Annotated in this window: 28 protein-coding genes; 10 read left to right on the top strand and 18 right to left on the bottom strand. The window is 65.6% G+C overall.

Translation table 11 applies throughout. The features are described from left to right. Positions 1-18: 18 nt before the first annotated feature. From LDJ84_RS11315 to LDJ84_RS11305, 3 genes are read right to left on the bottom strand one after another with little or no spacing between them, the layout of a single operon-like run. Complete coding sequence (locus LDJ84_RS11315; RefSeq protein ID WP_226046329.1) at positions 19-780, bottom strand: SDR family oxidoreductase; 762 nt, start codon at positions 778-780, stop codon at positions 19-21. After that, complete coding sequence (locus LDJ84_RS11310) at positions 777-1,724, bottom strand: alpha/beta hydrolase (RefSeq protein ID WP_024765442.1); 948 nt, start codon at positions 1,722-1,724, stop codon at positions 777-779. Before LDJ84_RS11310 ends, LDJ84_RS11315 begins: the two co-directional genes overlap by 4 nt. Continuing rightward, the gene (locus LDJ84_RS11305) at positions 1,708-3,183 is read right to left on the bottom strand and encodes a flavin-containing monooxygenase (RefSeq protein WP_226046328.1); all 1,476 of its coding nucleotides are present in this window, start codon (positions 3,181-3,183) and stop codon (positions 1,708-1,710) included. Before LDJ84_RS11305 ends, LDJ84_RS11310 begins: the two co-directional genes overlap by 17 nt. Positions 3,184-3,313: 130 nt before the next feature. Between LDJ84_RS11305 and LDJ84_RS11300 the strand changes: the two genes are divergently transcribed. Then, on the top strand, positions 3,314-4,330 hold the full coding sequence (locus tag LDJ84_RS11300) for an AraC family transcriptional regulator (protein ID WP_226046327.1): 1,017 nt from the start codon (positions 3,314-3,316) through the stop codon (positions 4,328-4,330). A gap of 20 nt (positions 4,331-4,350) precedes the next feature. Here the strand turns inward: LDJ84_RS11300 and LDJ84_RS11295 are convergent, their stop codons facing one another. From LDJ84_RS11295 to speE, 3 genes are all read right to left on the bottom strand, one after another. Then, positions 4,351-5,136 (bottom strand): sulfite exporter TauE/SafE family protein, encoded by a 786-nt coding sequence (locus LDJ84_RS11295; RefSeq protein WP_169887878.1) that lies wholly within the window; start codon positions 5,134-5,136, stop codon positions 4,351-4,353. Between the two features lie 219 nt (positions 5,137-5,355). Continuing rightward, positions 5,356-7,431 carry an LTA synthase family protein gene (locus LDJ84_RS11290; protein WP_226046326.1) on the bottom strand — a complete coding sequence of 692 codons (2,076 nt, stop codon included), beginning with the start codon at positions 7,429-7,431 and terminating at the stop codon, positions 5,356-5,358. 286 nt (positions 7,432-7,717) lie between these two features. Beyond that, complete coding sequence (gene speE, locus LDJ84_RS11285) at positions 7,718-8,578, bottom strand: polyamine aminopropyltransferase (protein ID WP_024765438.1); 861 nt, start codon at positions 8,576-8,578, stop codon at positions 7,718-7,720. A gap of 180 nt (positions 8,579-8,758) precedes the next feature. Here speE and LDJ84_RS11280 point away from each other — a divergent pair, with 180 nt between their 5' ends. Next, positions 8,759-9,664 (top strand): DNA-3-methyladenine glycosylase family protein, encoded by a 906-nt coding sequence (locus LDJ84_RS11280; protein ID WP_196912570.1) that lies wholly within the window; start codon positions 8,759-8,761, stop codon positions 9,662-9,664. 2 nt (positions 9,665-9,666) lie between these two features. Further along, the gene (locus tag LDJ84_RS11275; protein ID WP_196912571.1) at positions 9,667-10,143 is read left to right on the top strand and encodes a methylated-DNA--[protein]-cysteine S-methyltransferase; all 477 of its coding nucleotides are present in this window, start codon (positions 9,667-9,669) and stop codon (positions 10,141-10,143) included. A gap of 9 nt (positions 10,144-10,152) precedes the next feature. Here LDJ84_RS11275 and LDJ84_RS11270 read toward each other — a convergent pair whose 3' ends face one another. Both LDJ84_RS11270 and LDJ84_RS11265 read right to left on the bottom strand, forming a co-directional pair. Next, entirely contained in the window at positions 10,153-10,689 is a 537-nt protein-coding gene (locus tag LDJ84_RS11270) for a methylated-DNA--[protein]-cysteine S-methyltransferase (protein WP_226046325.1), read from the bottom strand. 24 nt (positions 10,690-10,713) lie between these two features. Beyond that, positions 10,714-11,292 (bottom strand): TetR/AcrR family transcriptional regulator, encoded by a 579-nt coding sequence (locus LDJ84_RS11265; RefSeq protein WP_024765434.1) that lies wholly within the window; start codon positions 11,290-11,292, stop codon positions 10,714-10,716. Positions 11,293-11,359: 67 nt separating this feature from the next. Between LDJ84_RS11265 and LDJ84_RS11260 the strand changes: the two genes are divergently transcribed. Continuing rightward, complete coding sequence (locus tag LDJ84_RS11260; protein WP_037012955.1) at positions 11,360-11,887, top strand: dihydrofolate reductase family protein; 528 nt, start codon at positions 11,360-11,362, stop codon at positions 11,885-11,887. A 75-nt stretch (positions 11,888-11,962) separates the two neighbouring features. Here the strand turns inward: LDJ84_RS11260 and LDJ84_RS11255 are convergent, their stop codons facing one another. The 6 genes from LDJ84_RS11255 to aroC all read right to left on the bottom strand — a co-directional run bounded on the left by LDJ84_RS11255 (position 11,963) and on the right by aroC (position 16,612). Beyond that, the gene (locus LDJ84_RS11255) at positions 11,963-12,154 is read right to left on the bottom strand and encodes a PLDc N-terminal domain-containing protein (RefSeq protein ID WP_024765432.1); all 192 of its coding nucleotides are present in this window, start codon (positions 12,152-12,154) and stop codon (positions 11,963-11,965) included. Between the two features lie 85 nt (positions 12,155-12,239). Beyond that, a complete protein-coding gene (gene mtnC, locus LDJ84_RS11250) occupies positions 12,240-12,923 on the bottom strand; it encodes an acireductone synthase (RefSeq protein ID WP_065327611.1) in 684 nt (227 codons plus the stop codon). Between the two features lie 174 nt (positions 12,924-13,097). After that, positions 13,098-13,643, bottom strand: a complete 546-nt coding sequence (locus LDJ84_RS11245; protein WP_024765430.1) for a 1,2-dihydroxy-3-keto-5-methylthiopentene dioxygenase — start codon at positions 13,641-13,643, stop codon at positions 13,098-13,100. A 47-nt stretch (positions 13,644-13,690) separates the two neighbouring features. Next, on the bottom strand, positions 13,691-14,317 hold the full coding sequence (locus tag LDJ84_RS11240) for a methylthioribulose 1-phosphate dehydratase (RefSeq protein WP_024765429.1): 627 nt from the start codon (positions 14,315-14,317) through the stop codon (positions 13,691-13,693). Next, the gene (locus LDJ84_RS11235) at positions 14,301-15,461 is read right to left on the bottom strand and encodes an MFS transporter (RefSeq protein WP_226046324.1); all 1,161 of its coding nucleotides are present in this window, start codon (positions 15,459-15,461) and stop codon (positions 14,301-14,303) included. Before LDJ84_RS11235 ends, LDJ84_RS11240 begins: the two co-directional genes overlap by 17 nt. Before the next feature lie 59 nt (positions 15,462-15,520). Beyond that, entirely contained in the window at positions 15,521-16,612 is a 1,092-nt protein-coding gene (gene aroC / locus LDJ84_RS11230; protein WP_226046323.1) for a chorismate synthase, read from the bottom strand. A 122-nt stretch (positions 16,613-16,734) separates the two neighbouring features. On the opposite strand from aroC, the gene LDJ84_RS11225 reads away from it, so the two are divergent. Both LDJ84_RS11225 and LDJ84_RS11220 read left to right on the top strand, forming a co-directional pair. Next, positions 16,735-17,766 carry an alpha/beta hydrolase gene (locus tag LDJ84_RS11225; RefSeq protein ID WP_084359787.1) on the top strand — a complete coding sequence of 344 codons (1,032 nt, stop codon included), beginning with the start codon at positions 16,735-16,737 and terminating at the stop codon, positions 17,764-17,766. 48 nt (positions 17,767-17,814) lie between these two features. Next, positions 17,815-18,597, top strand: coding sequence for a hypothetical protein (locus LDJ84_RS11220; RefSeq protein WP_024765425.1), 783 nt, complete (start codon positions 17,815-17,817; stop codon positions 18,595-18,597). Between the two features lie 217 nt (positions 18,598-18,814). Here LDJ84_RS11220 and prmB read toward each other — a convergent pair whose 3' ends face one another. Then, entirely contained in the window at positions 18,815-19,729 is a 915-nt protein-coding gene (gene prmB / locus LDJ84_RS11215; protein ID WP_024765424.1) for a 50S ribosomal protein L3 N(5)-glutamine methyltransferase, read from the bottom strand. Between the two features lie 180 nt (positions 19,730-19,909). Between prmB and LDJ84_RS11210 the strand changes: the two genes are divergently transcribed. The 4 genes from LDJ84_RS11210 (at position 19,910) to folE (ending at position 22,317) form a co-directional block, all read left to right on the top strand. After that, on the top strand, positions 19,910-20,506 hold the full coding sequence (locus LDJ84_RS11210) for a cysteine hydrolase family protein (RefSeq protein ID WP_024765423.1): 597 nt from the start codon (positions 19,910-19,912) through the stop codon (positions 20,504-20,506). Between the two features lie 173 nt (positions 20,507-20,679). Further along, a complete protein-coding gene (locus LDJ84_RS11205) occupies positions 20,680-21,000 on the top strand; it encodes a hypothetical protein (RefSeq protein ID WP_024765422.1) in 321 nt (106 codons plus the stop codon). A gap of 70 nt (positions 21,001-21,070) precedes the next feature. Next, positions 21,071-21,628, top strand: coding sequence for a Smr/MutS family protein (locus tag LDJ84_RS11200; RefSeq protein WP_024765421.1), 558 nt, complete (start codon positions 21,071-21,073; stop codon positions 21,626-21,628). A gap of 143 nt (positions 21,629-21,771) precedes the next feature. Then, positions 21,772-22,317 carry a GTP cyclohydrolase I FolE gene (gene folE, locus LDJ84_RS11195; protein WP_024765420.1) on the top strand — a complete coding sequence of 182 codons (546 nt, stop codon included), beginning with the start codon at positions 21,772-21,774 and terminating at the stop codon, positions 22,315-22,317. 62 nt (positions 22,318-22,379) lie between these two features. Here folE and LDJ84_RS11190 read toward each other — a convergent pair whose 3' ends face one another. From LDJ84_RS11190 to LDJ84_RS11180, 3 genes are all read right to left on the bottom strand, one after another. Continuing rightward, positions 22,380-23,228, bottom strand: coding sequence for a cache domain-containing protein (locus LDJ84_RS11190; protein ID WP_024765419.1), 849 nt, complete (start codon positions 23,226-23,228; stop codon positions 22,380-22,382). 97 nt (positions 23,229-23,325) lie between these two features. Beyond that, the gene (locus LDJ84_RS11185) at positions 23,326-23,787 is read right to left on the bottom strand and encodes a bacteriohemerythrin (protein WP_024765418.1); all 462 of its coding nucleotides are present in this window, start codon (positions 23,785-23,787) and stop codon (positions 23,326-23,328) included. Between the two features lie 369 nt (positions 23,788-24,156). Beyond that, positions 24,157-24,759 carry a glutathione S-transferase family protein gene (locus LDJ84_RS11180; protein WP_024765417.1) on the bottom strand — a complete coding sequence of 201 codons (603 nt, stop codon included), beginning with the start codon at positions 24,757-24,759 and terminating at the stop codon, positions 24,157-24,159. Positions 24,760-24,762 lie beyond the last annotated feature (3 nt).

The raw sequence follows: 24,762 nt of genomic DNA, 5'->3' as shown, positions 1-24,762 counted from the left end.
GCCGCCCCTGCAGTCTACTCAGGCACGGCTGAGCCAGGCCATCACCCAGCGGTTGATCGCCGGGGGCGACAGCTGACCGGACCAGTACATGGCGCGGAACATCGCGCCGATGGGTCGGTGCACGCCGCCACTCCGGGCCTGGCGCCAGGCGGCCCGAGCGATGTCTTCGGCGACCAGGGTGACGCCCAGGCGGCGCAATACCGGGGGCTCGAAGGTCTGGCTGGCGACCATCGGCGTGCGCACGAACGGCGGCATCAGGTCGGCGACGCGGATGCCGAGCTCGCGCCACTCCAGCTCCAGCGCCTCGGTCAGCCCACGGATGGCAAACTTCGAGGCCGAATAACTGGCCATCTGCGGCACGCCATACAGCCCGGAAGCCGAGCCCATGTTCAGCACCTGTGCACCCGGCGTGTGCTTGAGGTACGGCAGCGCGGCATAGCAACAGTTGAGTACGCCCTGCACATTGATGGCGATGATGCGGTTGTGCTCGGCGAGGCTGATGTCCTCGAAACGCCCGAAGCGCAGGATGCCCGCGCAGTTGAACAGCAGGCGCAGGTGGCCGTCGTTGGCTTCGGCGAACGCGTTCACCGCCGCCGTTACGGCCTCGGCATCGGTAACGTCCAGCGCCCTTTGCCAGGCGCCATCCAGTTCGGCGGCGAGGTTCTCCAGCGGCTCGGGATTGAGGTCGATCAGACCGACGCGCCAGCCATTGCGGTGGAAGAGCTTCGCGGTAGCGGCGCCGATGCCCGAGGCGGCACCGCTGATCAGGATGGAATTCATCGGCGTGCTCCCTGCAGATGGCCGGCGAGATAGTTGGCAACGTCCTGCAGCGCCCGGTCGGCCACGTCCAGCAGGCCGGCGTGAGCCTGGAACACATGCCAGCAGCCGGGGAAACGTTGCAGGCTGACGCTCACGCCATGCCGCCGCGCCGCGTCGGCGAAGCGCAGGCTGTCGTTGCGCAGCACTTCATCCTCGCCGACCTGGATCAGCAACGGCGGCAAGCCGGTGAGATCAGCATGCAGCGGCGACAGTTGTGCGTCCGCGCGCGGCATGCCCGGCGGGCAGAACATCTCCATGGCGCTGTCCATCCAGGCGCGGGTGATCAGCGGATCGCCGGCCGTTGGCACGTGCAGATGCTCGGCGGAGAGATCGGTCACCGGCGAGAAGGTCACCAGCGCGCCCGGCACCGGCAGCCCCTGCTTCTTCGCCTCCAGCGCCAGTTGCAGGGTCAGGTGGCCCCCCGCGGAATCCCCGGCGACGGCGATGGCGGATGCCGGGATGCCTTTGTCCAGCAAGGCGCGGTAGGCCGCCACCGCGTCCTCGCGCTGGGCCGGGAAACGGTGCTCCGGCGCCAGGCGGTAATCGATCACCCACACCTCGGCCTGGCAGCGCCGCGCCAGGTTGGCGGTGATCGCCCGGTGGGTCGCCGGCGAGCCAACCAGATAGGCACCGCCATGCAGGTAGAGGATCACCCTGCCCTCGCCGCCCCCATGGGGACGCCAGACCTCGGCCGGGACACCGCCCAGCGTCGTCTGCTGACGATGCACGCCGCGAGGCGTCAGGGTTGCGGCCGTCAGCCCGCGCAGCAATGCACGTTGAGCTTTCACCGGCAACTGCGGGCCCATCAACCCGCGGAACAGCAGGTTGAGCGTGCCACGCAAGGTGGCGGTCAGGAGTTTCTGGCGGGTCGACAGCGGTACCACGGGCTCAACGGATGCAGTCATAGTCGGCGAACTCCGGCTGGCGGGTCTGTTGGCGGTAACGGAAGGTGAAGCCCGGCCAGTTGACGGTGTTGCGGCCGCTTTCGGTCTTGTACCAGCTGCTGCAACCGCGCTCCCAGATGGTGTGCTGCAGGTCGTGCTGCAACTGGCGATTGAAGCCCTGCTGTACCTGCGGTTTGAGGTCCAGGTACTTCAGGCCCTCGCGCTGGATGCGCTGCAGGCAGCCGAGTACGTAGGGAAACTGGCTCTCCAGCATGTAGATGATGGAGTTGTGCCCCAGGTTGGTGTTCGGTCCGTAGAGGATGAAGAAGTTGGGGAAGCCGCTGACGCTGATGCCCTTGTACGCCTCGGCGCCGTCGCTCCAGGCCTGGTTCAGCTCGCGCCCGGCAAGGCCGGTGATGCGCATCGGCGCGAGGAACTCGGTGGCGGCAAAGCCGGTGCCGTAGATGATCGTATCCACCGGATGACGCTGGCCGTCGCGAGTGACGATGGCGTCCTCGGTGACCTCGCGGATGCCGGTATCGACCAGCTTCACGTTGCTGCGCGCCAGCGCCGGGTAGTAGTCGTTGCTGATCAGGATGCGCTTGCAGCCCATGGGGTAATCCGGCTGCAGCCGCGCGCGCAGCTGCGGGTCGGCGATGCTCTTGCGCATGTGCAGGTGGAAGCTGATCCGCATGAATTTCATCATCGGCGGGAACACCGTGAAGGCCAGCGCCCGTGCCTCGTGCTGCACGTACTTCAGCCCACGATCCAGACGCTGCAGCCAGGGCAGGCGCGACTTGATGCGGCGCTCCCAGTCGGCGTAGGGGCGATCCGGCTTGGGAATCACGTAGGCGGCGCTGCGCTGGAACAGCAGCAACTCGGCGACTTTCGGCGCGATCTGCGGGACGAACTGGATGGCGCTGGCGCCGGTCCCGACCACGGCCACGCGCTTGCCGTCCAATGGCGTGCCATGGTCCCACTGCGCGGAATGGAAGGCCTTGCCCTGGAAGCGCTCGATCCCCGGCAGCTTCGGGATCAACGGGCGGCTCAGTTGGCCCAGGGCGCAGACCAGCGATTGCGCGCGCAATTCTTCGCCATCGGCGCAGGTAACGCACCACTCGCCGGCAGCCTCGTCGAAGTTTGCCTCGCGCACCTCGCAGTTGAAGCGGATGCGTTCGCGCAGGCGGTATTTATCGGCGCAGTGCCGCGCGTAGTCGAGGATTTCCGCCTGGGGCGCGAACTTGCGCGACCAGTCGGCCTTGGGTTCGAAGGAGAAGGAATACAGGTGCGAAGGCACGTCGCAGGCAGCGCCCGGATAGACGTTCTCGCGCCAGCAGCCACCGACGTCGGCGGCCTTTTCGAGGATCAGGAAATCGTCGATCCCGGCCTTTTGCAGGCGGATCGCCAACCCCAGGCCGGCGAAGCCGGCACCGATGATCAGCACGCGCGGGGCGGCCGATCGACGGGATGATGTTGTCATTGTTGTGCTCCCGGTTCTGATGTCCGCATAGCGGCGGATGACAACATCCTAGTGCGACTTCCCGCCACGGGTTATGGCATAGTCGGACAGAAAATTGTGACTTTCGGTCACCCTGACTCCCGAGGTTTCGATGCCTGCTACCCCAGCCTGCTCCCCCCGGCGCAGTGCCATCAGCGTGCAGCTCATGACCCAGTTCGGCCTCGACCATGGCATGACCCTGGAACAGTGCCTGGGCCGCACCGGACTGGACATCGGCGTGCTCGCCGATCCCGGCGCCGAGGTGGAGGCCACCCAGGAACTGGAGTTGCTGCGCAACATCAACCGGCACATCGGCCAGCGCCCCGGCATCGGGCTCAAGGCCGGCCTGCGCTACCACCTCAACGCCTACGGCATCTGGGGCTTCGCGATGCTCAGCAGCTCGACCTTCCTCAGTGCCGCGCACCTGGGCCTGCGCTACCTCGACCTGACCTATGCCTTCCACCGCATGACCCTGGAGGAACACGACGGCGAAGCGCACCTGGTGCTGGACGACACGTCCGTGCCGGAAGACCTGCGCGACTTCCTCATCGACCGCGACGGCGGCGGTGTGCTGCGCATCCAGCGCGACCTCACCAACCAGCCGCCGCCGATTCGCCAGGCGCTGTTCCGCCGCGAGGCGCCAGCCGACCTGCAGCCTTATATCGATGAACTGGGGGTGAAACCGCTGTTCGGCCAGACGGAAAACCGCATCGTCTTCGACAGCCACATTCTCGAAATGCCGCTGCCGGGCGCAAACCCGGAAGTGGCGCGGCGCTGCGAGGAGCAATGCCGCGCCCTGCTCGCCCGGCGCCAGGTACGCACCGGGCTTTCCGGGCAGATCCGCGACCGCCTGCTGGGCACGCCGGGGCGGCTGCCGGACATGGAGCAACTGGCGGATGAGTTGCACATGACCTCGCGCACGTTGCGGCGCCGGCTGGAAGGCGAAGGCAGCAGCTATCGCGCGCTGCTCGACGAGGTGCGCCAGGCGCTGGCCGAGGAATTGCTGGCCACGGGGGCAATTCGTCTGGAGGAAATCGCCGAGCGACTCGGCTACGGCGAGGTGTCGAACTTCATCCACGCCTTCCGTCGCTGGAAAGGCGTGACGCCGGGGCGTTTCCGCCGCGGCTGAGCCGTCTCGAGAAGTGGAGCTTAGAAGACCAGCTTGTAGCCGATCATTGCCAGCATGATCGCCAGGCACGGGCGCAGCACGCCGTCCGGAATACGCCCGGCTAGGTGGCTGCCGATGTAGATGCCCGGCAGCGAGCCGATCAGCAGGTAGCCCAGCAGGCCCCAGTCCATGTTGCCCATGCTGGCATGGCCGAGGCCGGCGACCAGGGTCAGGGGCACAGCGTGGGCGATCTCGGTGCCCACCAGACGGCGGGTGGCGAGGAAGGGATAGAGGATGAACAGCGCCACCGTACCCAGTGCGCCGGCGCCAATGGAAGTCAGCGCGACCATGCCGCCGAGGATGGCGCCGGTGATCACGGTCAGGGTATTCAGCCGGGGGCCGCTGAAGTGGAAGCTGTCCCCGGCGTGACGCTGGGCGAAGGCCAGCACCTGCTTCTTGAACAGCACGGCCAGCGCAGTGAGCAGCAGCACGACGCCCAGGGCGTTCTTGATCACCGCGTTCATGGCCGCGGTGTCGGTATGCAGGCTGTGCAGGAACAGCAACGTCAACGCGGCAGCCGGGACGCTGCCCAGGGCCAGCCAGCCGGTGATGCGCCAGTCGATGTTGTCGTTCTTGCGGTGAACCAGGACACCGCCGGACTTGGTGATAGCGGCATAGAGCAGGTCGGTGCCTACCGCGGCGGCAGGGTTGATACCGAACCAGAGCAGGATGGGCGTCATCAGCGAACCGCCACCGACACCGGTCATCCCAACGATAAAGCCTACGACAAGACCCGCGACTACAAACCCGATATTGCCGAAATCCATCTACGCGTCCTGACTGGCGAAACTGATCACCTCGTGGTGTGGCCGGGAGGATACTGACTTTTCTTATAATCCTTTAGACCGATGTGGTCTTACTTTATAACTGTCTTTTGCTGAAATCTGGATGGGCCGCGCCTGCGCGATGTCATCTGGAATGGCACTCCTGGCGTAGCGGCAGGCAAGAAAAAGGGGCCCGAAGGCCCCTTTTCACCGGCTCATCGATCACTTCACGTCAGGCTTGCCGTCAACCACACCGGTCTTGTTATCCAGCAGGGCCTGGGTGGCGGTCTGAATGAAGGACTCCAGTCGGGTCTTCATCTGCGACTGCTCGGGGGTGTTTTCGATGCGGGTGACACCGAAGTCCTTGCCCAGCTTGTAATCGTAGACACGGATGTCGCCTTCCTTGGGTTTGATCAGGATGCGATTACCGTAAACCAGCGCCACATCCTGGCCACTGCCCGAGGGCTTGATCATGCCGAAGCCCTTATCACCCTCGGGCAGGTTCAGCAGGTCGCGGCCCCAGCACTGGTGGCGCGCTTCGCCGCCCAGGCGACCCATGATGGTCGGCACGATGTCGATCTGGGTGCCGACGGTGTCGCGAGTGGCGCCGAACTTCTCCTGAATGCCGGGCGCGATGACCAGCAGCGGCACGTTGAAGCGGAACAGATCCATCTCGGTCAGTTGCTCGGGGGTACCGAAGCCGTGGTCGCCGACGATCACGAAGATGGTGTCCTTGTAGTACGGCGACTTCTTGGCCTTCTCGAAGAACTGGCCGAGCGACCAGTCGGAGTAGCGCATCGCGGTCAGGTGCTCGTCCAGGCTGCCGTAACCGGTCACCGGCTGTACCGGCAGGTCCTTGGGCAGCGCGTAGGGCACGTGGTTGGACAGGGTCTGCAGCAGCGCATAGAACGGCTTGCCGGTGGCTTCCAGCTTGTCCAGTTCCTCGTTGCCGCGAGCGAACATGTCCTGGTCGGAGACGCCCCAGGTCGGGTCGGAGAACACCGGGTTGACGAAGTCATTGCGGCCGATGAACGAGGTCATGCCCTGGTTGGCGAAGAAGCCGGACTGGTTGTCCCAGGCGAAATCGCCGTTGTAGACGTAGACGTCCTCGAACTTGCGCGCCGACAGCAACTGCGGCAGGCCGGAGAACTTGTGGCCGCCCTCGGGCGTCTGCATCAGGTACTCGAAGCCCGGCAGGTTGGGGAAGCACGCCATGGTGGCGAACATGCCCTGGTGGGTGTGGGTGCCGTTGGAGAAGTACTGGGTGAACAGCAGCCCTTCCTTCGCCAGCTTGTCGAAGTTCGGCGTGATCTCACCCGGAGCGCCCAGAGCACCGACATAGTGGCCGGCAAAGCTTTCCATGAGGATCACCACGACATTCTTCACCGGCAGGGTGCCATCGGCTGGCGGCGTGTAGTCGCGGCGAACCGGTGCGTCATCGGCATCCACCAGCTTGTCGTCCGGCATCACCAGCATCTGACGCACCGTGGCCAAGGCCTGATCCTGCGGCAGGGTCGACTTCCAGATATTGTCGCGGTCTTCGGAGAAGCGGCTCTCGGCGGCCTTGATCAGGCTCAGGGTGCCGTTCAGGCCGAGCTGGTTGGCGAACTGCGAGTCCGTGGTGAACGCATCGCCCCAGCGCAGCGGCGGGCCCTGGCGCAGGGTGCCGCGGGCGGCGACGACGCACAGCAGGACCATGACCAGGAAGACGGCGGTACGGATGTACCAGGCGGCCGCCGACGGGCCGCTGGCGGCCGGACGGGTGGCGCGGTCAATACCCTTGAACAGCAGGTACAGCAGCCAGGTGGCAAAAGCCCAGGCCAGCAGGTAACGGACCACCGGATAGCCGTACCAGATCATGCTCATGACCGTCTTCGGGTCTTCGGACATGTACTGGAACACCAGGCTGTTCAGGCGCTGGTGGAACTCGCGGTAGAAGTCCATTTCCAGCACGCCGAGGAACAGCGTGATGCTCGCGGCGATGGTCAGCCAGGTCTTCCACAGCCAGCGCCAGCCCATGGCGCGCACACTGACGATAGCGAACACCAGCGGAGCAACGATGTAGACCACGGCGCGGATGTCGAAGCGCATGCCGGTGAGGAATGCTTCGACAAAGGTAGAGGCCGGCGTGCTGCCGATCAGCTCGCGGTTATAGATCAACAGCGCCAGGCGCAGCAGGGAGTACATCACCATCAGCGTGACGACGCTGAGCGCGGTGAACGCCAGATGGCTGGACACGGTCGGCCGCGTGAGGCTCGCACCGGTCTGGCGATTGGTCAGGACTTCTGATTGGCCCATTTCTTGGTTCCGTAATGAACGTGTGGGTTCGAAGGTGCTTCGCCTAGGCCGGGCAGAACCGTGGCCCACGCGAGCGCGAAAGGCTGCGGCATTACACCGCAAAAGCAGCGGCGGCGCATTCTAAAGTGCGCCGCTTAAGCGGACATTAAGCCTGGCATGCCAATCGTTTCGGGATGATGCAAGGGTGAATCGGCGCATGTGGGACCGCCCAAGGGCGGGCAGAGTGCCGTAGAGCGCGTGAAGAAAATGTCGTGGCGCGGGGCTTGTCCCCGCGCTTGCACGACGATCAGTCGTTGGCCCGCTTGCCGATGGCCTGCAGCACGTACTGCGGCAGGGCGAAGGCGCCCTGGTGGATAGCCGGGTTGTAGTAGCGGGTCTGGATGCCGCTGGCGGCGAAGCGCTGGGCCAGGGTGGTCACGTCGACGTGGCGCAGGGCCGGGTTGGTCGAACCCCAGGCGAAGGTCATCGAACCGCCGATGTAGGTCGGTACCGCCGCCTGGTAGAAGTGCCAGTCGGCGAACAGGCCGTTCATGCGGCCGGCGGTATTGCGCACGGTGTCCAGTTGCATGAAGGGTGTGCCGTTCTGGGTCACCAGCACGCCGCCGTCGTTCAGGCAGCGATGGCAGGCCTGGTAGAAGTTCTCCGAGAACAGCACTTCGCCGGGGCCGATGGGGTCGGTGGAGTCGGAGATGATCACGTCGAACTTCTCCGTGGTGGTAGCGACGAAGCGCATGCCGTCGTCGATCACCAGGTTGAGCCGCGCGTCGTCGAAGGCGCCCTGGGAATGGTTGGGCAGGAACTCCTTGCACATGTCGACCACGGTGCCGTCGATCTCGACCATGGTGATGTGCTCGACGCTGGCGTGCTTGGACACCTCGCGCAGCATGCCGCCGTCGCCGCCACCGATGATCAGCACGCGCCTGGCGTTGCCATGGGCGAGGATCGGCACGTGGGTGAGCATCTCGTGGTAGATGAACTCGTCGGCCTCGGTGGTCTGGATCACGCCGTCCAGCGCCATCACCCGGCCCATGCGGGCATTCTCGAAGATCACCAGGTGCTGGTGCTCGGTGCGCACCTCGTGGAGCATCCTGTCGACGCTGAAACGCTGGCCATAGCCGTCGTAGAGGGTTTCCTGGTAATCGTGCATGAGTGCGCTCCCGTCGGGGCAAGACAATAGGAGGGGACGGCCGGGCCGCCCCGAAAGAGGCGCGCATTCTACGTGCCCATCGATGACAGGTCGAACCCTGCCGTCGGCGCCAGCCTTCCTGGGGAATTTGAAAGTCAGGCGCGGGAGGACAGCATCGCCGGCAACGGGTAATGTCGCCCCATGACCAACACGCCCCCCACTCCCCAACTCATTCGCCTGCCCTACCGTGCGCCCTGGGACTGGCAGCAGTTCCACGAGCATTTCGCCCTGCGCAGCCTGACCGGCGTCGAATGCCTGTCGCCGCGCCGCTATGCCCGCAGTGTGCGCGTGGGCGGCGATATCGGCTGGTTCAGCGTTCGCCCGCTGGAAGACAGCGCCGAACTGGAACTGGACATTCACCTGGCGCCGCAGCATGCGCAACCGCTGGCGGCGCGGGTGAGCAAGATGTTCGACCTGGACAGCGACCCACTGCAGATCGCCGAGCACTTCCAGGCCGACCCGCTGCTCGCCCCACTGCTACTGCAGGCGCCCGGCCTGCGCCTGCCCACCGCCTTCGACCCGTTCGAGCAGGCCGTGCGCGCCATCGTCGGCCAGCAGGTCACGGTGAAGGCCGCCGTCACCATCGTCGGACGCCTGGTGCAGCGCCTGGGCGAAGCGTTGCCCGGCGATTGTGAAGGCCAGCCAACGCGGCTGTTCCCCACCCCCGAGGCCCTGGCCGAAGCTGACCTAGCCGGCATCGGCATGCCCGGCAAGCGCGTGGAGACATTGCAGCGCTTCTCCGCCGCCTGCGCCAGCGGCGCGCTGGAATTGCACGTGAACGACGGCGCCGACGACCTGGTACAGCGCCTCTGCGCCCTCCCCGGCATTGGTCCGTGGACGGCGGAGTACGTCGCCCTGCGCGCCTTCGGCGATCCGGACGCCTTCCCCGCCGCCGACCTGGGCCTGCTCAAGTCGCCGGTGTGGGGCGCGGAAGGCATCACCGCCCGCGAGCTGCAACGTCGCGCCGAAGCCTGGCGGCCGTGGCGCGCCTACGCCGCCGTCTATCTGTGGCACGCCTATTCCCAGTCCGGCCGCACCGGAGGATGACCATGCACTACCGTTACCACGACAGCCCCACCGGCCGCCTGCTGCTGGCCGGCGACGAAGGCGGCCTGCGCATGCTCTACATGGACCTTGAGGTGCGCCACTACCCTCAGCCGGACTGGCACGAAGGCAGCCCGCTGCTGGACGATGTGGCGCGTCAGCTGGACGAATATTTCGCCGGCAAGCGTCAGCGCTTCGAGGTGAAATTGAACACCGGTGGCACCGAGTTCCAGCGCCAGGTCTGGCAGGCGCTGCTGGAGATTCCCTACGGCTACACCACTGTCTATGCAGAACTGGCGCGGCGGATCGGCCGGCCCAAGGCCATCCGCGCGGTGGGCGCGGCCAACGGCGCCAACCCGATCAGCATCATCGTCCCCTGCCACCGGGTGATCGGCAGCAACGGCAGCCTCACCGGCTACGCTGGCGGCCTGCCGCGCAAGGAGTTGTTGCTGCGCCTGGAGGGCGCGCTGGAAACGGCCTAGCCGTCCGCTCTAGGAGAAGTCGAAGGCGGTCTGCGCTGCCTGCGGATCGACGTAGCCTTCCAACGCCAGCATGCGCATCTTCGAGCCGCTGCCACCGGGTGCGGAGAAGCCACCGGTCTTGCCGCCACTGGCAAGCACGCGGTGACAGGGAATGATCAGCGGGATCGGATTGGACCCCATCGCTTGCCCCACCGCGCGGGACAAGCCGACATCCCCCAGGCGCCGGGCGATCTCGCCATAGGTCGTGGTCTCCCCGCGGCCCAGCTGGAGGATGTCGTCGTAGACGCGGCGGTGGAAATCACTCTGGCCGGACAGGTCCAGCGGCAACGTCTCGAACGACACCGCCTCGCCCTGCGCATAGCCGAAGATCAACCGGCGCGCTTCATCGATGAATGCAGGCCATTGGGCAGTCTCGGTGCCGAGCTTGTCGAAGCGCTCGCGCACGCTGTGCACGGAGTCCCCCGGCAGATAGGCGCGCGTGATCCCCTGCGGGCTCCAGGCGAGCCCGAACCAGCCAAGTTTTGTTTCGATCAGGCAGTAATGCATCGAACGAGTCTCCATCGCGGCGCCTTATCCCGCAACCCTTTCCGCCTTCAGCACGACATCGCACCAACGGCGCAGCTCGTCGCCGATGGCACTCGCCGGATCGCCTCGACGTTCGAAAGCCCACCACAGCTGCGCACCCTGCCACTGGCAGGCCATCAGCCGGCCGAGAATCGGCTGCCGTTGCGGATCATCGCTCAATCGCCGCCCCAATGCCGCGGCCAACGACGCGCCCCATCGTGCACCACGTTCACGAAGCACTGGATCGCGCATGTCCTCGCGCAGGATCAGCAACCCTTCCGCGTAATCGGTCTCACCCTCGCCCACCGGAAACATCGCCACCAGCATCCGAATCGCGCCTTCCGGGCTCAACTCGGTGCTCTCGTCGAGTCGGGCGGTCTGCTCATCCAGTTGGTCCCAGGCGCGCAGCAACACGGCGCGGAGGAAATCCGCCTTGGTCGCGTAGCGCTGCACCAGTGTCGCGGCGCAAAGCCCGACCTCGCGGCCCACGGCGGCGAAGGTCACCGCCTCCGGTCCTGCGCGCACCATCAGCTGCATGGCGGCGTCGAGTATCGCTGCGTCGCTTACTGTCTTGGTTCGAGCCATGCCAATCTCTTTTATAAATGAACATTCATTTATATATTGGCACAAAGCTTATCCAGGGAGACGCAACATGGCCAGAATTCTCGGCTACATCGCCACCAGCCTCGACGGCTTCATCGCAACGCCCGAACACGGGCTGGACTGGCTGTTCAGGCATGACCAGCTGCAGTTGGGCGAACATGACTACACCCTGTTCCTCCAGCGCATCCGCACCGTGGTCATGGGCCGCGCGACCTACGACTTCCTCGCGGCCGACCCCGGCCCCTGGCCCTATGGCGCACAGCGCGTGCTGGTGGTGACCTCGCGCCCCATCGACGACCCGAAGGGCCCGCTGGAAACCCGCAGCGATGTCGACGCGCTGATCGGGGAACTGCGCGCATTGGAAGATGGCGACGTATGGATGCTCGGCGGTGGCCAGCTGCAGATGGCCTTCCTGGAGCGCGGGGCACTGGATGAGCTGGAGATCTATGTGATGCCGGAGATCATCGGCGGCGGTTTTGCGCTATTCCCCGCCACCGGGCTGCGGGTGTCGCCGACGCTGCTGTCGGCCAAGGTGATCGAGCCGGGCTGCGTGCGGATGCATTACCGGTTCGACTGAGGCTGTCGACCTGCAGGAGCGTTCCATGGGCGCTATCGCGAACATGGCCCGCCCCTGCGGGAGTCGGGATGGCGCTCAGACCCGCACGTTGCCGCGCGGCCCTGCCACCGCCCAGATGATCAGGCCGAGAACCGGCAGGATGACGATCACCAGGATCCAGATGATCTTCATCGGCATCTCGGCGTTGCTTTTCACCACGTTGATGATCGCCCAGATATCCAGGGCAAAGATGATCAGGCTGATCAGGCCACTGAGGGTCGAGCCCATTTGGAAGATCCTTCTATGAGAATGTCGGCCTGATCAGCATAGCTGCCCGCGCCGCAGCGGCGCGGGCGTGCATTCAAGGCAGGGGTCAAACCTGCGCCGGGTCGATCAGCGCGAAGCTTGCCACCGTGTCGTGGCCTTCCAGTCCCCCACCCTCGCGGGCCAGGCCGATGGTCTGCAGGCCGGCCTGCTGCGCTGCATCCAGCTCCTGGACGATGTCGGAGAGGAAGAGGATGTCTTCGCCCGGCAGACCGATGGCGGCGGCGATGCGGCGATAGGACTCCACCTCGCGCTTGGGTCCGCTGGTGGTGTCGAAGTAGCCGGAAAACAGCGGCGACAGGTCGCCCGCCTCCGAGCAGCCGAAGATCAGCTTCTGCGCCTGGATAGAGCCGGAGGAATAGACGTACAGCCGGTAGCCCTCGGCGTGCCAGTGGCGCAGCGCGTCGACGGCGTCCGGGTAGACATGGCCCTTGAGCTGGCCGGCGCTGTAGCCCTGCTCCCAGACCATGCCTTGCAGTGCCTTGAGCGGCGTGGCCTTGCGGTCTTCGGCGATCCAGCCGAGAAGGATTTCGATGCAGCGTTCGGTGTCGGCGTTCGTCTCACCGCTGTCGGCGCGTACGGCGGCGAGTTGCTCGGCCACGGCCGGCTCATCGGCATGCCCACGCACGAAGTCCGGCAGGTGCGCGGTGGCATAGGGAAAGAGCACGTCGAAGACGAAGCTGACCGCGCTGGTGGTGCCTTCGATGTCGGTGAGGATGGCTTTGATGGGCATGGGGACTCCAAAGGCCCGCCTTTAACCCAGGCGGGATGACATGTAGGACCGAGGGGGACGCCCAGTCCTTGCTCGCGAACCGCATGGAACCGAGTGGGCCGGCAACACTGTTCGCGAGCAAGCTCGCTCCTACGAAGAGCAGGAAACAGCCTACCCTCCCCGGCTAAGGAGAGATCAGTCTTCCAGCAACGGAAACCGCTTGGCGATCTCGTCGCCGGTGAATTTCGCGACCCAGCCTTCGGCATTGTTGAACAGGCGGATGGCCACGAAGTGCGGGCGCTCGCCCATGTCGAACCAGTGGCGGGTACCGGCGGGCACCGAGATCAGGTCATTCTTCTCGCACTGCACGGCGTAGACGTGATCCTCGATGTGCAGGGTGAACAGCCCGCGGCCGGCGACGAAGAAGCGTACCTCGTCCTCGCCATGGCGATGTTCATCGAGGAACTTGGCGCGCAGTTCATCCTTTTGCGGATGATCGGCGGTCAGGCTGACCACGTCGACGGTGACGTAGCCCTCCTCCTCCTGCAGGCGACGGATCTCGTGCTGGTAGGCGGCGATCACCTCTTCCTGGCTGGCGCCGGGAACGATGGGGGCATTCGCCGCCCAGCGCTGGAAGCGCACGCCCAGCTCGCCCAGGGTGGAAGCGATGTCCTCGGCGTGGGTCAGCAGTTTCAGCGGCTGCTCGGGGTTGGATTCGTGGTAGACGGTCAGGCTGCTCATGGTCGTTGTCCTTCTGGGCTTTTTTCTCAAAAGCGGGCCGGGTTCGCTCAGCGCGTGCCGCCGCGAAGGCTCAGTACTTTCAGTTCGCATTCGAAGAGGAATTCGAAGGCTTCGATCTGGCGCAGGGCATCGGCCATGCGTGGCCCCCAAGTGTACAGGCCGTGGCCACGGATCAGGTAACCGGGGCAGTCCGGATGCGCATCGAGCCAGGGCTGCACCTTGGCCGCCAGCCGGGCGATGTCCTGGTCGTTATCGAAGATCGGCACGGTCACACGGCCTTCGTGAGTACTGACGCCGGCAAAGGCCTTCTGCAGTTCGTAGTCTTCCAGCTCCAGCCGGTCACCCACGGTCAGGCGCGAGAGTACGGTGGCATTGACCGAATGAGTGTGCAGCACCGCGCCGATCTCCGGGCGCCAGGCGTAGAGCTGGGTGTGCAGCAGGGTTTCCGCCGAGGGCTTCTTGCCCGGTTCCAGGCTGTTGCCGGCGAGGTCGGTTTCCAGCACATCGTTCTCACCGAGTTGGCCCTTGTGCTTGCCCGAAACGGTGAGCAACGCACGGTCGGCGGCCAGGCGCGCGGAATAGTTGCTGCTGGTGGCCGGCGACCAGCCACGGCCATAGAGGAAACGGCCGGCCTCGATGATCTGTTGGGTCAGCTGTTCACGGGTGTCGTTCATGCGGGTCCTCGTTCAGACGGGTCCAGATGATGAAGGCGGCAGCCAGCGCAGCCACGCTGGCGATGGCAAAGGTCCAGGCCGGCCCAAGGCTACCCCAGCTGTAGCCGGAGTAAAGCGCGCCGAGCGCGCCACCGGTGCCGGCCAGCGCGGCGTACAGCGCCTGGCCCTGCCCCTGCTGGCGAGCCTGGAAGCTGCGCTGGACGAAATGAATGGCGGCGGCGTGGAAGCTGCCAAAGGTCGCCGCGTGCAGCAACTGGGCAAGCAGCAGCACCGGCAGGTGCCCGGCCAACGTGCCCAGCAGCAGCCAGCGCAAGGCCGCCAGCAGGAAGCTCGCCACCAGTACCTGGCGCAGCGAGAAGCGCTTGAGCAGGCGCGGCATGACCAGAAACAGCAGCACCTCGGCCACCACCCCCAGCGCCCAGAGCTGGCCGATCAGCCCGCGCGCGTAGCCAAGCGACTCCAGGTGCAGGGTCAGGAAGGTGTAGTACGGGCCGTGGGACAGTTGCATCAGGCACACGCACAGGTAGAAGGCGAGCACGCCGGGCTTGAGCAGTTGCTGGAGGAAACCTCCGGCGCTGGCCTCATCCTGCCGCGCCGGCGGCTGGGCATTCGGTACCCACCAACTGGCGCCGACGATGCCGAGCATGATCGTCAGCATCGCCAGCGGATAGGCGTCCAGGCTGGCGAACTCGAACAGCCAGCCCAGGCCGACCACGGTACAGATGAAACCGATGGAACCCCACAGGCGGATGCGGCTGTAGCTCTCGGTGCGCCCGCGCAGGTGCGCCAGCGTGATCACCTCGAACTGCGGCAGTACCGCGTGCCAGAAGAACGCGTGCCCGGCCATGATCAGCGCCAGCCACGCATAGCTATGACCGAGGAAGATGCCGGCGAAACACAGCGCCGTGCACACCGCGCCGAAGCGCACGATGGCCAGCCGCTGGCCGCTGCGGTCGCCCAACCAGCCCCACAGGTTGGGGGCGATGCAGCGCATCAGCATGGGGATCGCCACCAGTTCGCCAATGCGTGGCGCAGAGAACCCCAGGTGATGGAAATACAGCGCGAGGAACGGCGCCGTCCCACCCAGCAGGCAGAAGTAGAAGAAGTAGAAACTGGACAGCCGCCAGTAGGGAACCTGAGTCATCGGCGGCGAATATCCGACGCTCCCGCCACCTGATCAGGCCGGCGGGAGCGCCAGGTCACTCAAAGCTGGCCGAGGACCGGGGTGCCGACCTTCACGTCGGCATTCTGCGCGCGATTGCGCAGCAGGTGGTCGAGCAGCACGATGGCCATCATCGCCTCGGCGATGGGTGTAGCGCGGATGCCCACGCACGGATCGTGGCGACCTTTGGTGATGACATCCACCGGGTTGCCGTCGACGTCGATGGAGCGGCCGGGGGTGGTGATGCTGGAGGTGGGCTTGAGCGCCAGGTGGGCGACGATCGGCTGGCCGCTGGAAATACCACCGAGGATGCCGCCGGCATTGTTCGACAGGAAGCCTTCGGGCGTCAGCTCGTCGCGGTGCTCGGTGCCGCGCTGGGCGACGCTGGCAAAGCCGGCGCCGATTTCCACGCCCTTCACCGCGTTGATGCTCATCAGCGCGTGGGCCAGTTCGGCGTCCAGGCGGTCGAAGATCGGCTCGCCCAGGCCCGGCGGCACGCCTTCGGCGACCACGGTGATCTTCGCGCCCACCGAATCCTGGTCACGGCGCAGCTGGTCCATGTAGGCCTCCAGCTCCGGCACCTTGTCCGGGTCGGGGCTGAAGAAGGCGTTGTCTTCGACGCTGTCCCAGGTCTTGAAGGGGATTTCGATGGGGCCGAGCTGGCTCATGTAGCCGCGCACGCTGATACCCATGCCGGCCAGGACCTTCTTGGCGATCGCACCGGCCGCCACGCGCATGGCGGTCTCGCGCGCCGAGGAACGGCCGCCGCCACGGTAGTCACGGATGCCGTACTTGTGGTGGTAGGTGTAGTCGGCGTGGGCCGGGCGGAACAGGTTCTTGATCGCCGAGTAGTCCTTGGACTTCTGGTCGGTGTTGCGGATCAGCAGGCCGATCGGGGTACCGGTGGTCTTGCCCTCGAACACGCCGGAGAGGATCTCCACCTCGTCGGCTTCCTGGCGCTGGGTGGTATGGCGGCTGGTGCCGGGCTTGCGGCGGTCCAGGTCGCGCTGCAGGTCTTCCAGGGAAATCTCAAGGCCGGGCGGGCAGCCGTCGACGATGGCGACCAGCGCCGGGCCGTGGCTTTCGCCAGCGGTGGTGACGGTGAACAGCTTGCCGTAGGTGTTGCCGGACATGCGAGGCTCCGCGAAAAGACTGGTATCGAAAAGGCCGAGCAGTATACCTGCGTCAATCCGCCCTGCGAACCTTCGCCGCCCGCGAGGATCAAAGCGCCATCAGCCCCATCGCGAAGTCTTCGATGCGCCGTCTCGCCCTGCTCCTCTTCTGTTTCGTCACCAGCATCGCCCAGGCCGCCCCCACCAGCATCCTGCAGCGTCCCTATGACCTGGATACCGGCCACGGCGTGCTGCGCGGCACGCTGCTGCTGCCCCAGGGCGATACCCCTCCGCCAGTAGCACTGCTGATCGCCGGCTCCGGCCCCACCGACCGCGACGGCAACAACCCCGAGGGCGGACAGAACGCCTACCTGCGCAAACTGGCCGAGGCCTTGGCGGAAAACGGCATTGCCAGCGTACGCTACGACAAGCGCGGCGTGGCCCGCAGCCTGCCGGCCGCGCCGCGTGAGGAAGAGCTCAGCGTCGAAGCCTACGTCAGCGACGTGGTGGCCTGGAGCGACAAGCTGGCCCACGACCCGCGCTTCGGCCGGCAGATTCTCATCGGCCACAGCGAGGGCGCGCTGATCGCCAGCCTCGCCGCGCCGCAAACCCACGCCGAGGCGCTGGTTTCCCTGGCCGGCAGCGCCCGCCCGATCGGCGACGTATTGCGCGAGCAGTTGCAAGCCCGCCTGCCGCCGCCCCTGCTCGCCCAGGCTGACCAGTTGATCGACGGTCTGCAGGCCGGGCAGTTGCAGCCACGGGTGCCGGAGCCCCTGAAGGTGCTGTTCCGCCCCAGCGTGCAGCCCTACCTGATCTCGCTGTTCCGCCAGGACCCGGCCCGCGCCTTCGCCGAGTTGAAATTGCCGACGCTGGTCCTGCAGGGCACCAACGATATCCAGGTCGGCGTCGAGGATGCGCAGGCGCTCAAGCGCGCCAAGCCCGACAGCGACTTCCATCTGATCTCGGGGATGAACCATATCCTGCGGATCGTTCCGACCAGCGGTCCGCAGCAGCTCGCCTCCTACAACAACCCCAACCTGCCGCTGGCCCGTGAGCTGGTGCAGCGCATCACGACTTTCATCCAGCACGCGCCGAGCCTGCCCGGCAGTACGCTTGCCGAAAATGCGCCCGGATCTGGAGCGAACGTCTCAAGAAATCCGCCGGTGCGTCGATAAACCACGGGAGAGCCCTGGCCACGCCCGCCAGGCCCCGAGGTAGACCCCATGACCGAAGCCGAACAGACAGCCGTCGCCGCCGACGAGAGCGCCGCCGCCCGCCCGCATCCCTGGGCGGACCTGGCGCCGGAACACTATCGCCTGCTGCGCCTGGCGCCGCTGCCCACCGACCGCACCACTGGCGCGCGGCCGCTGCGCTTCGTGCAACTGGGCCGGGTGGAACGCCACAACGGCGAGCAGAGCCTGCTGCGGCTGACCGTACAGGTGCCCGGCCAGGTGCTGCGCAAGGAAGTGAACCTGCTGGAGGTCTGGGCGGACCACCGCAACAAGGAAGTGCGCTTCGGCGCCGACTCGGGCTTCACCACCGAACCGCTGAACCGCGGACTGGGGCGATTCCTGCTGGCCCAGGGAGTGGCCTGGGCGAAAAAGAAGTGGTCGCACTACCGTGTCGAGGGTGGCGCGCTGGCGATGAAGGACGCACCCAACGAAGAGGCCCGGCAGCGCCGCGACCACTTCCTGCGCGCCCAGGGCTTCGACGTGATCTACGAGGATTCGCGGCTGCTGAAGGCGCGCTACAGCGTCGGCCGGGTCAGCGAGCTGTACGACGACTGGCACAAGGACAAGGTGCAGATAGTCCCGCTGCTGGAAGCCGGCTCGATGCTGGAACAGGCTGACCAGAACCTCGCCACCCAGTCCAACGAGATTCGCCGGCTGGAGCAGCGCATCGAGACCTTCCGCCGCGACGACACCAGCCTGCGCTTCACCATCGCCTGCCTGACGGTGTTCGCCGTGTTCCAGGCGGGACTGCTGATCTGGATCGCCACGCACTAGCGTGCATGCGCCGCCGACCGATCGGCGCGGCCGGTGGGCAACCGCGGACGAAGTCCGCTCCTACCCAAAGCCGACCTCCGCGATGGGCTGAGTCCCACGCCGAAGCATTCTTTTGTAGGAGCGAGCCTGCTGGCGAACCGGCCAGGCGCCGGACCAACCGGTAAATCCATTCGCGAGCAAGCTCGCTCCTACAGATTCAGCCCACCCTTGGAGCGGATCAGGCCTTTACCCGCGCCCTGAACAGCTCCTGATGCTCGCGGCATTGCTGCGCCGAGAGCAGGAATACCCCGTGGCCACCGTACTCGAAGTCGAGCCAGGTGAAGTCCACTTCCGGGTAGAGCGCCGCCACGTGCACCTGGCTGTTGCCCACCTCCACCACCAATGTGCCGCGCTCGGTCAGGTGGTCCGCCGCCTCGGCCAGCATGCGCCGCACCAGGTCCAGGCCGTCGTTGCCGCAGGCCAGGCCCAGCTCCGGCTCGTGGTGGTACTCGGCGGGCATGTCGGCGAAGTCTTCGGCGTCGACATAGGGAGGGTTCGACACGATCAGGTCGAAACGCTGGCCCGGCAGGCCTTCGAAGCCGTCACCCTGCACGGTGTAGACGCGCTCGCCCAGCTCGTGGCGCTCAATATTGATATTGGCCACTTCCAGGGCATCGAACGACAGGTCGCCCAGCACCACTTCGGATTCCGGGAAGGCGCTGGCGCAGGCGATGCCGATGCAGCCCGAGCCGGTGCACAGGTCGAGGATTCGTGCAGGGTCGGCCGCCAGCCAGGGCTCGAAGCGACGTTCGATGAGTTCGGCGATGGGCGAGCGCGGCACCAGCACGCGCTCGTCCACCACGAAGGGCATGCCGCAGAACCAGGCCTCACCCAGCAGGTAGGCAGTCGGCACACGCTCCTCGATGCGTCGGCGCAGCAGGTGCATCAGGTATTCGCGCTCCTCGTCCTCGAGGCGGCAATCCAGGTAGGCGTCGGCCATTTCCCAGGGCAGATGGAGCGCGCCCAGCACCAGTTGGCGGGCCTCATCCCAGGCGTTGTCGGTACCGTGGCCAAAGAACAGTTCCTCGGCGTGGAAGCGGCTGACGGCCCAGCGGATGTGGTCACGCAGGGTCAGCAAACGAGATTCGGTCACGGCAGCAGTCCTCGCAGCTCGCAAAAAGGGGCGCATTCTAGCGGAATGCGGACACTCCGGGGGCTTTCCAGCCCGTTCCGCCACAGAATGCCATTACCACTTTGGCGCGAGTTCGCAAAGATTCACAGCGGACGCGTTACGGCCCACAATGAGTGAACATGCATTTACAGGAGTCGTGACATGTCCCTTCCGCTCAGCATGCTGCAGATCAGTGGGCGCGGATATCCGCCGGCCACCCTGCGCCAGAGCACTCTGTTGATCATCGATGCCCAGGAGGAGTACCGCAGCGGCGTACTGGCCCTGCCTGACCTGGATGCCGCGGTGGCGCAGATTCGCCTGTTGCTGGAGACGGCCCGGGCCATGGGCACTCCCATTGTCCACGTGCACCACCTGGGCGTGGTCGGCGGCCTCCTCGACCCTCAGGGCCCGCGCGGCCGCTTCCTGCCCGAACTGGCGCCGCTGCCGGGCGAGGTGGTGGTGGACAAGCGCCTGCCCAACGCCTTCGCCGGCACCGACCTGCATGACCGCCTGCAGGCCGGCGGCCGCCTGGACCTGATCGTCTGCGGGTTCATGACCCACTCCAGCATCAGCACCACCGTCCGCGCCGCCAAGGACTACGGCTACCGTTGCACCCTGGTGGATGCCGCCTGCGCCACCCGCGACATTCCCACCCCCGAAGGCGGCGTGCTCGCCGCGCGCGACCTGCACCGCGCCGAAATCGCCGCCCTGGGCGACAACTTCGCCGCCGTGGTCGCACAAGCCCAGGCGCTGGTCTGAAGCCATTCGTCCCGACGGGCGGCAACGACAAGCACCCGGGGTTAGGCTCAGCTTAGGCGCGATAGCCCGCGAACCCGCTCACCCAGCGGGTTCGCCGCGCTTCCCGACCCTGGGGTTGGAACCCCACCCCTCCCCACCGGTCATAGCCTCGTTCAATAGATGAGGAAGTCGGGATGAAGATGACCGATAAATTCGATCCACCCAGCCTGCGCCCGAAGCGTCCGGGTCGCTGGCGCTGGCGCTTCGCCGCCGCGATCGCCGCGGTAATCGCCACCTTGGGCATCCTGTCCGCCATGGCCGGCGTCGCCGCCCTGCTCCGCCGCCAGCCCGCGGTGGGCGTGCTGCACATCGAACCGGGAGCCGGCGCCGTGCTGCTGGTAATCGGACTGTTCTGTCTGTGGCTGGGTGTCACATTCTGGCGCGCCGCGCGCCGCCGTGCCCGTGGCCGTGAAGGCCTGAGCCTGTCGCCCCGGCTGATGAAGCGCCGCGACTGATCCCCGCACGGCGCATTTCCGCAGGACCGGCGCGATCCGTTAGACTGCGCGGCTGTTTGAGGAGGTGCGCATGCAAGACGACGATTTTTCCCAATTCGCCAGCGAAATGCGCGGCGTCAGACGGATCACCGTGGACCAGGCCGACACCGGTAAACCCAAGGCCGACCGCAAGCAGCTCAAGGAGCTGCGACAGAACGCGACCGTACGCACCGAGAACATCCGGGTCGACGGCCTCTCCGACCAGTTCGTCATCGACGTCGGCCCCGAGGACGAACTCTACTGGGCCTGCGACGGCGTCCAGGAAGGCCAGATACGCAAGCTCAAGGCCGGCCAGATCAGTTTCGAGGGCAGCCTCGACCTGCACGGCATGAAGATCGAAACGGCCCGCGAAACCCTCTGGGACTTCATCGCCGAAGCCACGCGCTTCGAGATCCGCTGCGTCCGCGTTACCCACGGCAAGGCGGCGCGCGTCGACGGCCGCAGCCCGATGGTGAAGAGCCATGTGAACACCTGGCTGCGCCAGCACCCGCAGGTACTCGGCTTCACCTCCTGCCTGCCGCGCCACGGCGGTACCGGTGCCATCTACGTGATGCTGCGCCGCAACATGCTCGAAGGCCGCGACGAGTAAAAGCCCTGCCCCCGGCTAGCACTCGCGTCCGGCGACAATCCGCCTGCCATAACGCGCCAACCGGCGCTCGGGCCTTGCCAGCCAAGGCTGAGCGCCCTACCCTGCGCCACGGTTTTTATTTTTGTCATTGCCACAGGTAGATCATGTCCCTGGAACAAAACTACTCCGCGATCCTCAGCCAGCTCGGTGAGGACGTCACCCGCGAAGGCCTGGTGGACACGCCCAAGCGCGCCGCCAAAGCCATGCAGTACCTTTGCCGCGGCTACCAGCAGACGCTGGAGGAGATCGTCAACGGCGCCCTGTTCAGCTCCGACAACAGCGAGATGGTGCTGGTCAAGGACATCGAGCTCTACTCGCTGTGCGAACACCACCTGCTGCCGTTCATTGGCAAGGCCCACGTGGCCTACATCCCCAACGGCAAGGTGCTGGGGCTGTCCAAGGTGGCGCGCATCGTCGACATGTACGCCCGCCGCCTGCAGATCCAGGAAAACATGTCGCGGCAGATCGCCGAGGCGGTCCAGCAGGTCACCGGCGCGCTGGGCGTGGCCGTGGTGATCGAGGCCAAGCACATGTGCATGATGATGCGCGGCGTGGAGAAGCAGAATTCCTCCATGGTCACCTCGGTGATGCTCGGCGAGTTCCGCGAGAACGCCGCCACCCGCAGCGAGTTCCTCAGCCTGATCCGCTGACAGCCGCCGTCATGAAAAAACCGGCCCTCGGGCCGGTTTTTTGTGCCTGTGAATCGCTGCAATCAGCGCGTGTAGTAACCCACCGCAACGAGGTAATGGCCGGCCTTGCGCAGGAAGGCGTGCTTGTTCTCCACCTTGCTGGTCACCGGGTTGCGCCACTGGTACTCGAATTCCGCCTCGCCCTTGGACTTGGCCAGTTCCAGCATGGCGTGGCCGATCGGGTTGCCGCCCGGGTCCTTCAGCGAATCGAAGTCCGTGCCGACCATCCGCGTATTGAAGCCATGGGCAACGAATTTCGACGTATCCAGGTCGACAACGAAGACGTAGAGGTCATCCTGGATAAATGCGGGATCGCGCGCGGTGATCTTCTTGAAGGTGTCCTGCGGATCGGCCTCGACGGCCTTCACCGCCTTGTCCAGCATGGCCGCCGCCTGCTGCGCCGACGCGCGCGGGATGTAGTAGCCCACCGCGAGGAAGCGCTCACCCACACGCTGGTAATAGACGTGCTTGCGCTCGACCTTGCCGTCCGCCCAGTTCTTCCAGCGGTAGTCGGCCTGTTGCACCTTGCCTGTCTCCGGCGATTTCAGCGCCTGCGCAAACTGCTTCTGCAATGACGGATCGAGTGTGGTCGACACATCCCGATCGATCAGCACCACCGATGGCCCGCCGCTGGCAAGCATGGTGCCCTTGCTGTCCACGACGAACACATACAGGTCCCCGTCGATGAACTCGCCCTGGCGGCTGAACGCAGCGAAGGCCTTGTCGCCCTCCTGCTTGTAGGCGGCCACCGCCTTGGACAGCAACGCCTTGGCGCGCTGGTCGTCCGTTGGCGAGGTCGTCGGCTGGGCGGCGAACAATGGGAAGGATGAGAGGAAAGAAAGCAGCAGCAGTGACTTCAACAGCGTCTTCATGCGCGAATACCCCCGTGGCATTGCTTGTAGTTGTGCACAGAGCATAGCCAGCCGAAGGGGATTCGCGTCGGCATTCACCGCCGAAGTGACTGAAAATTCAGCCGAAGAATCGCTTCATCGAGCGCGACAGCCAGCCACCGTGGCTCTGGTCGCGGGTCAGCTCGTGCATGCTGGCCATCACCGACTCCACGTAGTTGGCGTCGTCATTACGGATATGGTTGAACAGCCAGCGTCCGAGCAGGCCCTTGAGTTCCTCGGCGACGTCCTCGCCGGCGTCGAAGCGCAGGCGGTAGTCGGAAACGCGCTTGATGAAGAGTTCGTGGACCTTCTTGTGCGCACGGGTGAACTGGTAGCCGGAATCCTCCAGCAGCGTCTCCTCGAAGGCGAAGTGCGAGATGGTGTAGTCGACCAGTTCCTCGATCACGCCGCCGAGCATGGCTCGGTCGTGATGGGCCTGGGCCTCGTGCAGCTGGTTGATCATTTCGACGATGCGTTTGTGCTGCGCGTCGATCACTCCGATCCCGGTGTCGAGATCCGCCTGCCAGACCAGATAGGCCATCTTTCCCCTCCCCACGCCGGGCGACGACACTGCCTGCCGCTCGCGCCCGGCCACATCGGTACGTCCCGCATGGCAGCCCGTCCAGATTAGGGAGGGCGACAAAACGCCGCCATGATGCCGGTCAACCCCAAAGTACCGAAATCAGCGGTTTAGAGCGGCTTTTCGGACTTATCTGATGGCAAATTGCCTGTTTTCGCTTCGCACAAAGCGAAACTTTGCCAGGAGCAGACTCCGTTCGCGAGTGCTATCCGGCCACCTCGAATCGACGAGAAAACGATCGCGGACCGAATCCGCTTCCGCATCATTGGGTCTGCCAACGAAAAACGCCGCTTCGAGGGAAGCGGCGTTTTCAATGGCCGGGCGTGATGATCAGTCCTGCATCGCCACGTGCCGCGGATGGTCGGCCACCCGCGCCAGCCAGGCATTGATGGCCGGGAAGTTCGACAGGTCGAAGCCGCCCTGGTGCGCCACATGGGTGTAGGCATACAGGGTGATGTCGGCGATGGAGTACTGGTCACCCACCAGGTAAGGCGTCTGCTGCAGCTGCTTTTCCATCACTTTCAGCGCCTTGTAACCGCCCTTCTGGCAGCGCACATACTCCTCGCGGCGCTCTTCGGGCAGGCCCAGGTAGAACTCGATGAAACGCGCCACCGCCACGTAGGGCTCATGGCTGTATTGCTCGAAGAACTGCCATTGCAGCACCTGGGTGCGCAGGCGCGGTTCACGTGGCAGGAGATCGCTGCCATCGGCGAGGAAGTTGAGGATGGCGTTGGACTCCCACAGGCAGGTGCCATCTTCCAGCTGCAGCACCGGCACCTTGCCGTTGGGGTTCATCGCCAGGAACTCGGCGGTCTGCGTCTCGCCCTTGAGGATATCGATCTCGCGCCACTGGTAAGGCAGGCCGAGCAGGTGCAAGGCCAGCTTGACCTTGTAGCAGTTGCCGGACAGTCGATCGCCGTAGACGGTGTACATGCT

This window comes from Pseudomonas sp. HS-18 (assembly GCF_020401845.1).
GTDB classification, from domain to species: domain Bacteria; phylum Pseudomonadota; class Gammaproteobacteria; order Pseudomonadales; family Pseudomonadaceae; genus Pseudomonas; species Pseudomonas nitroreducens.
This window is presented reverse-complemented; position numbering and strand designations above follow the sequence as displayed.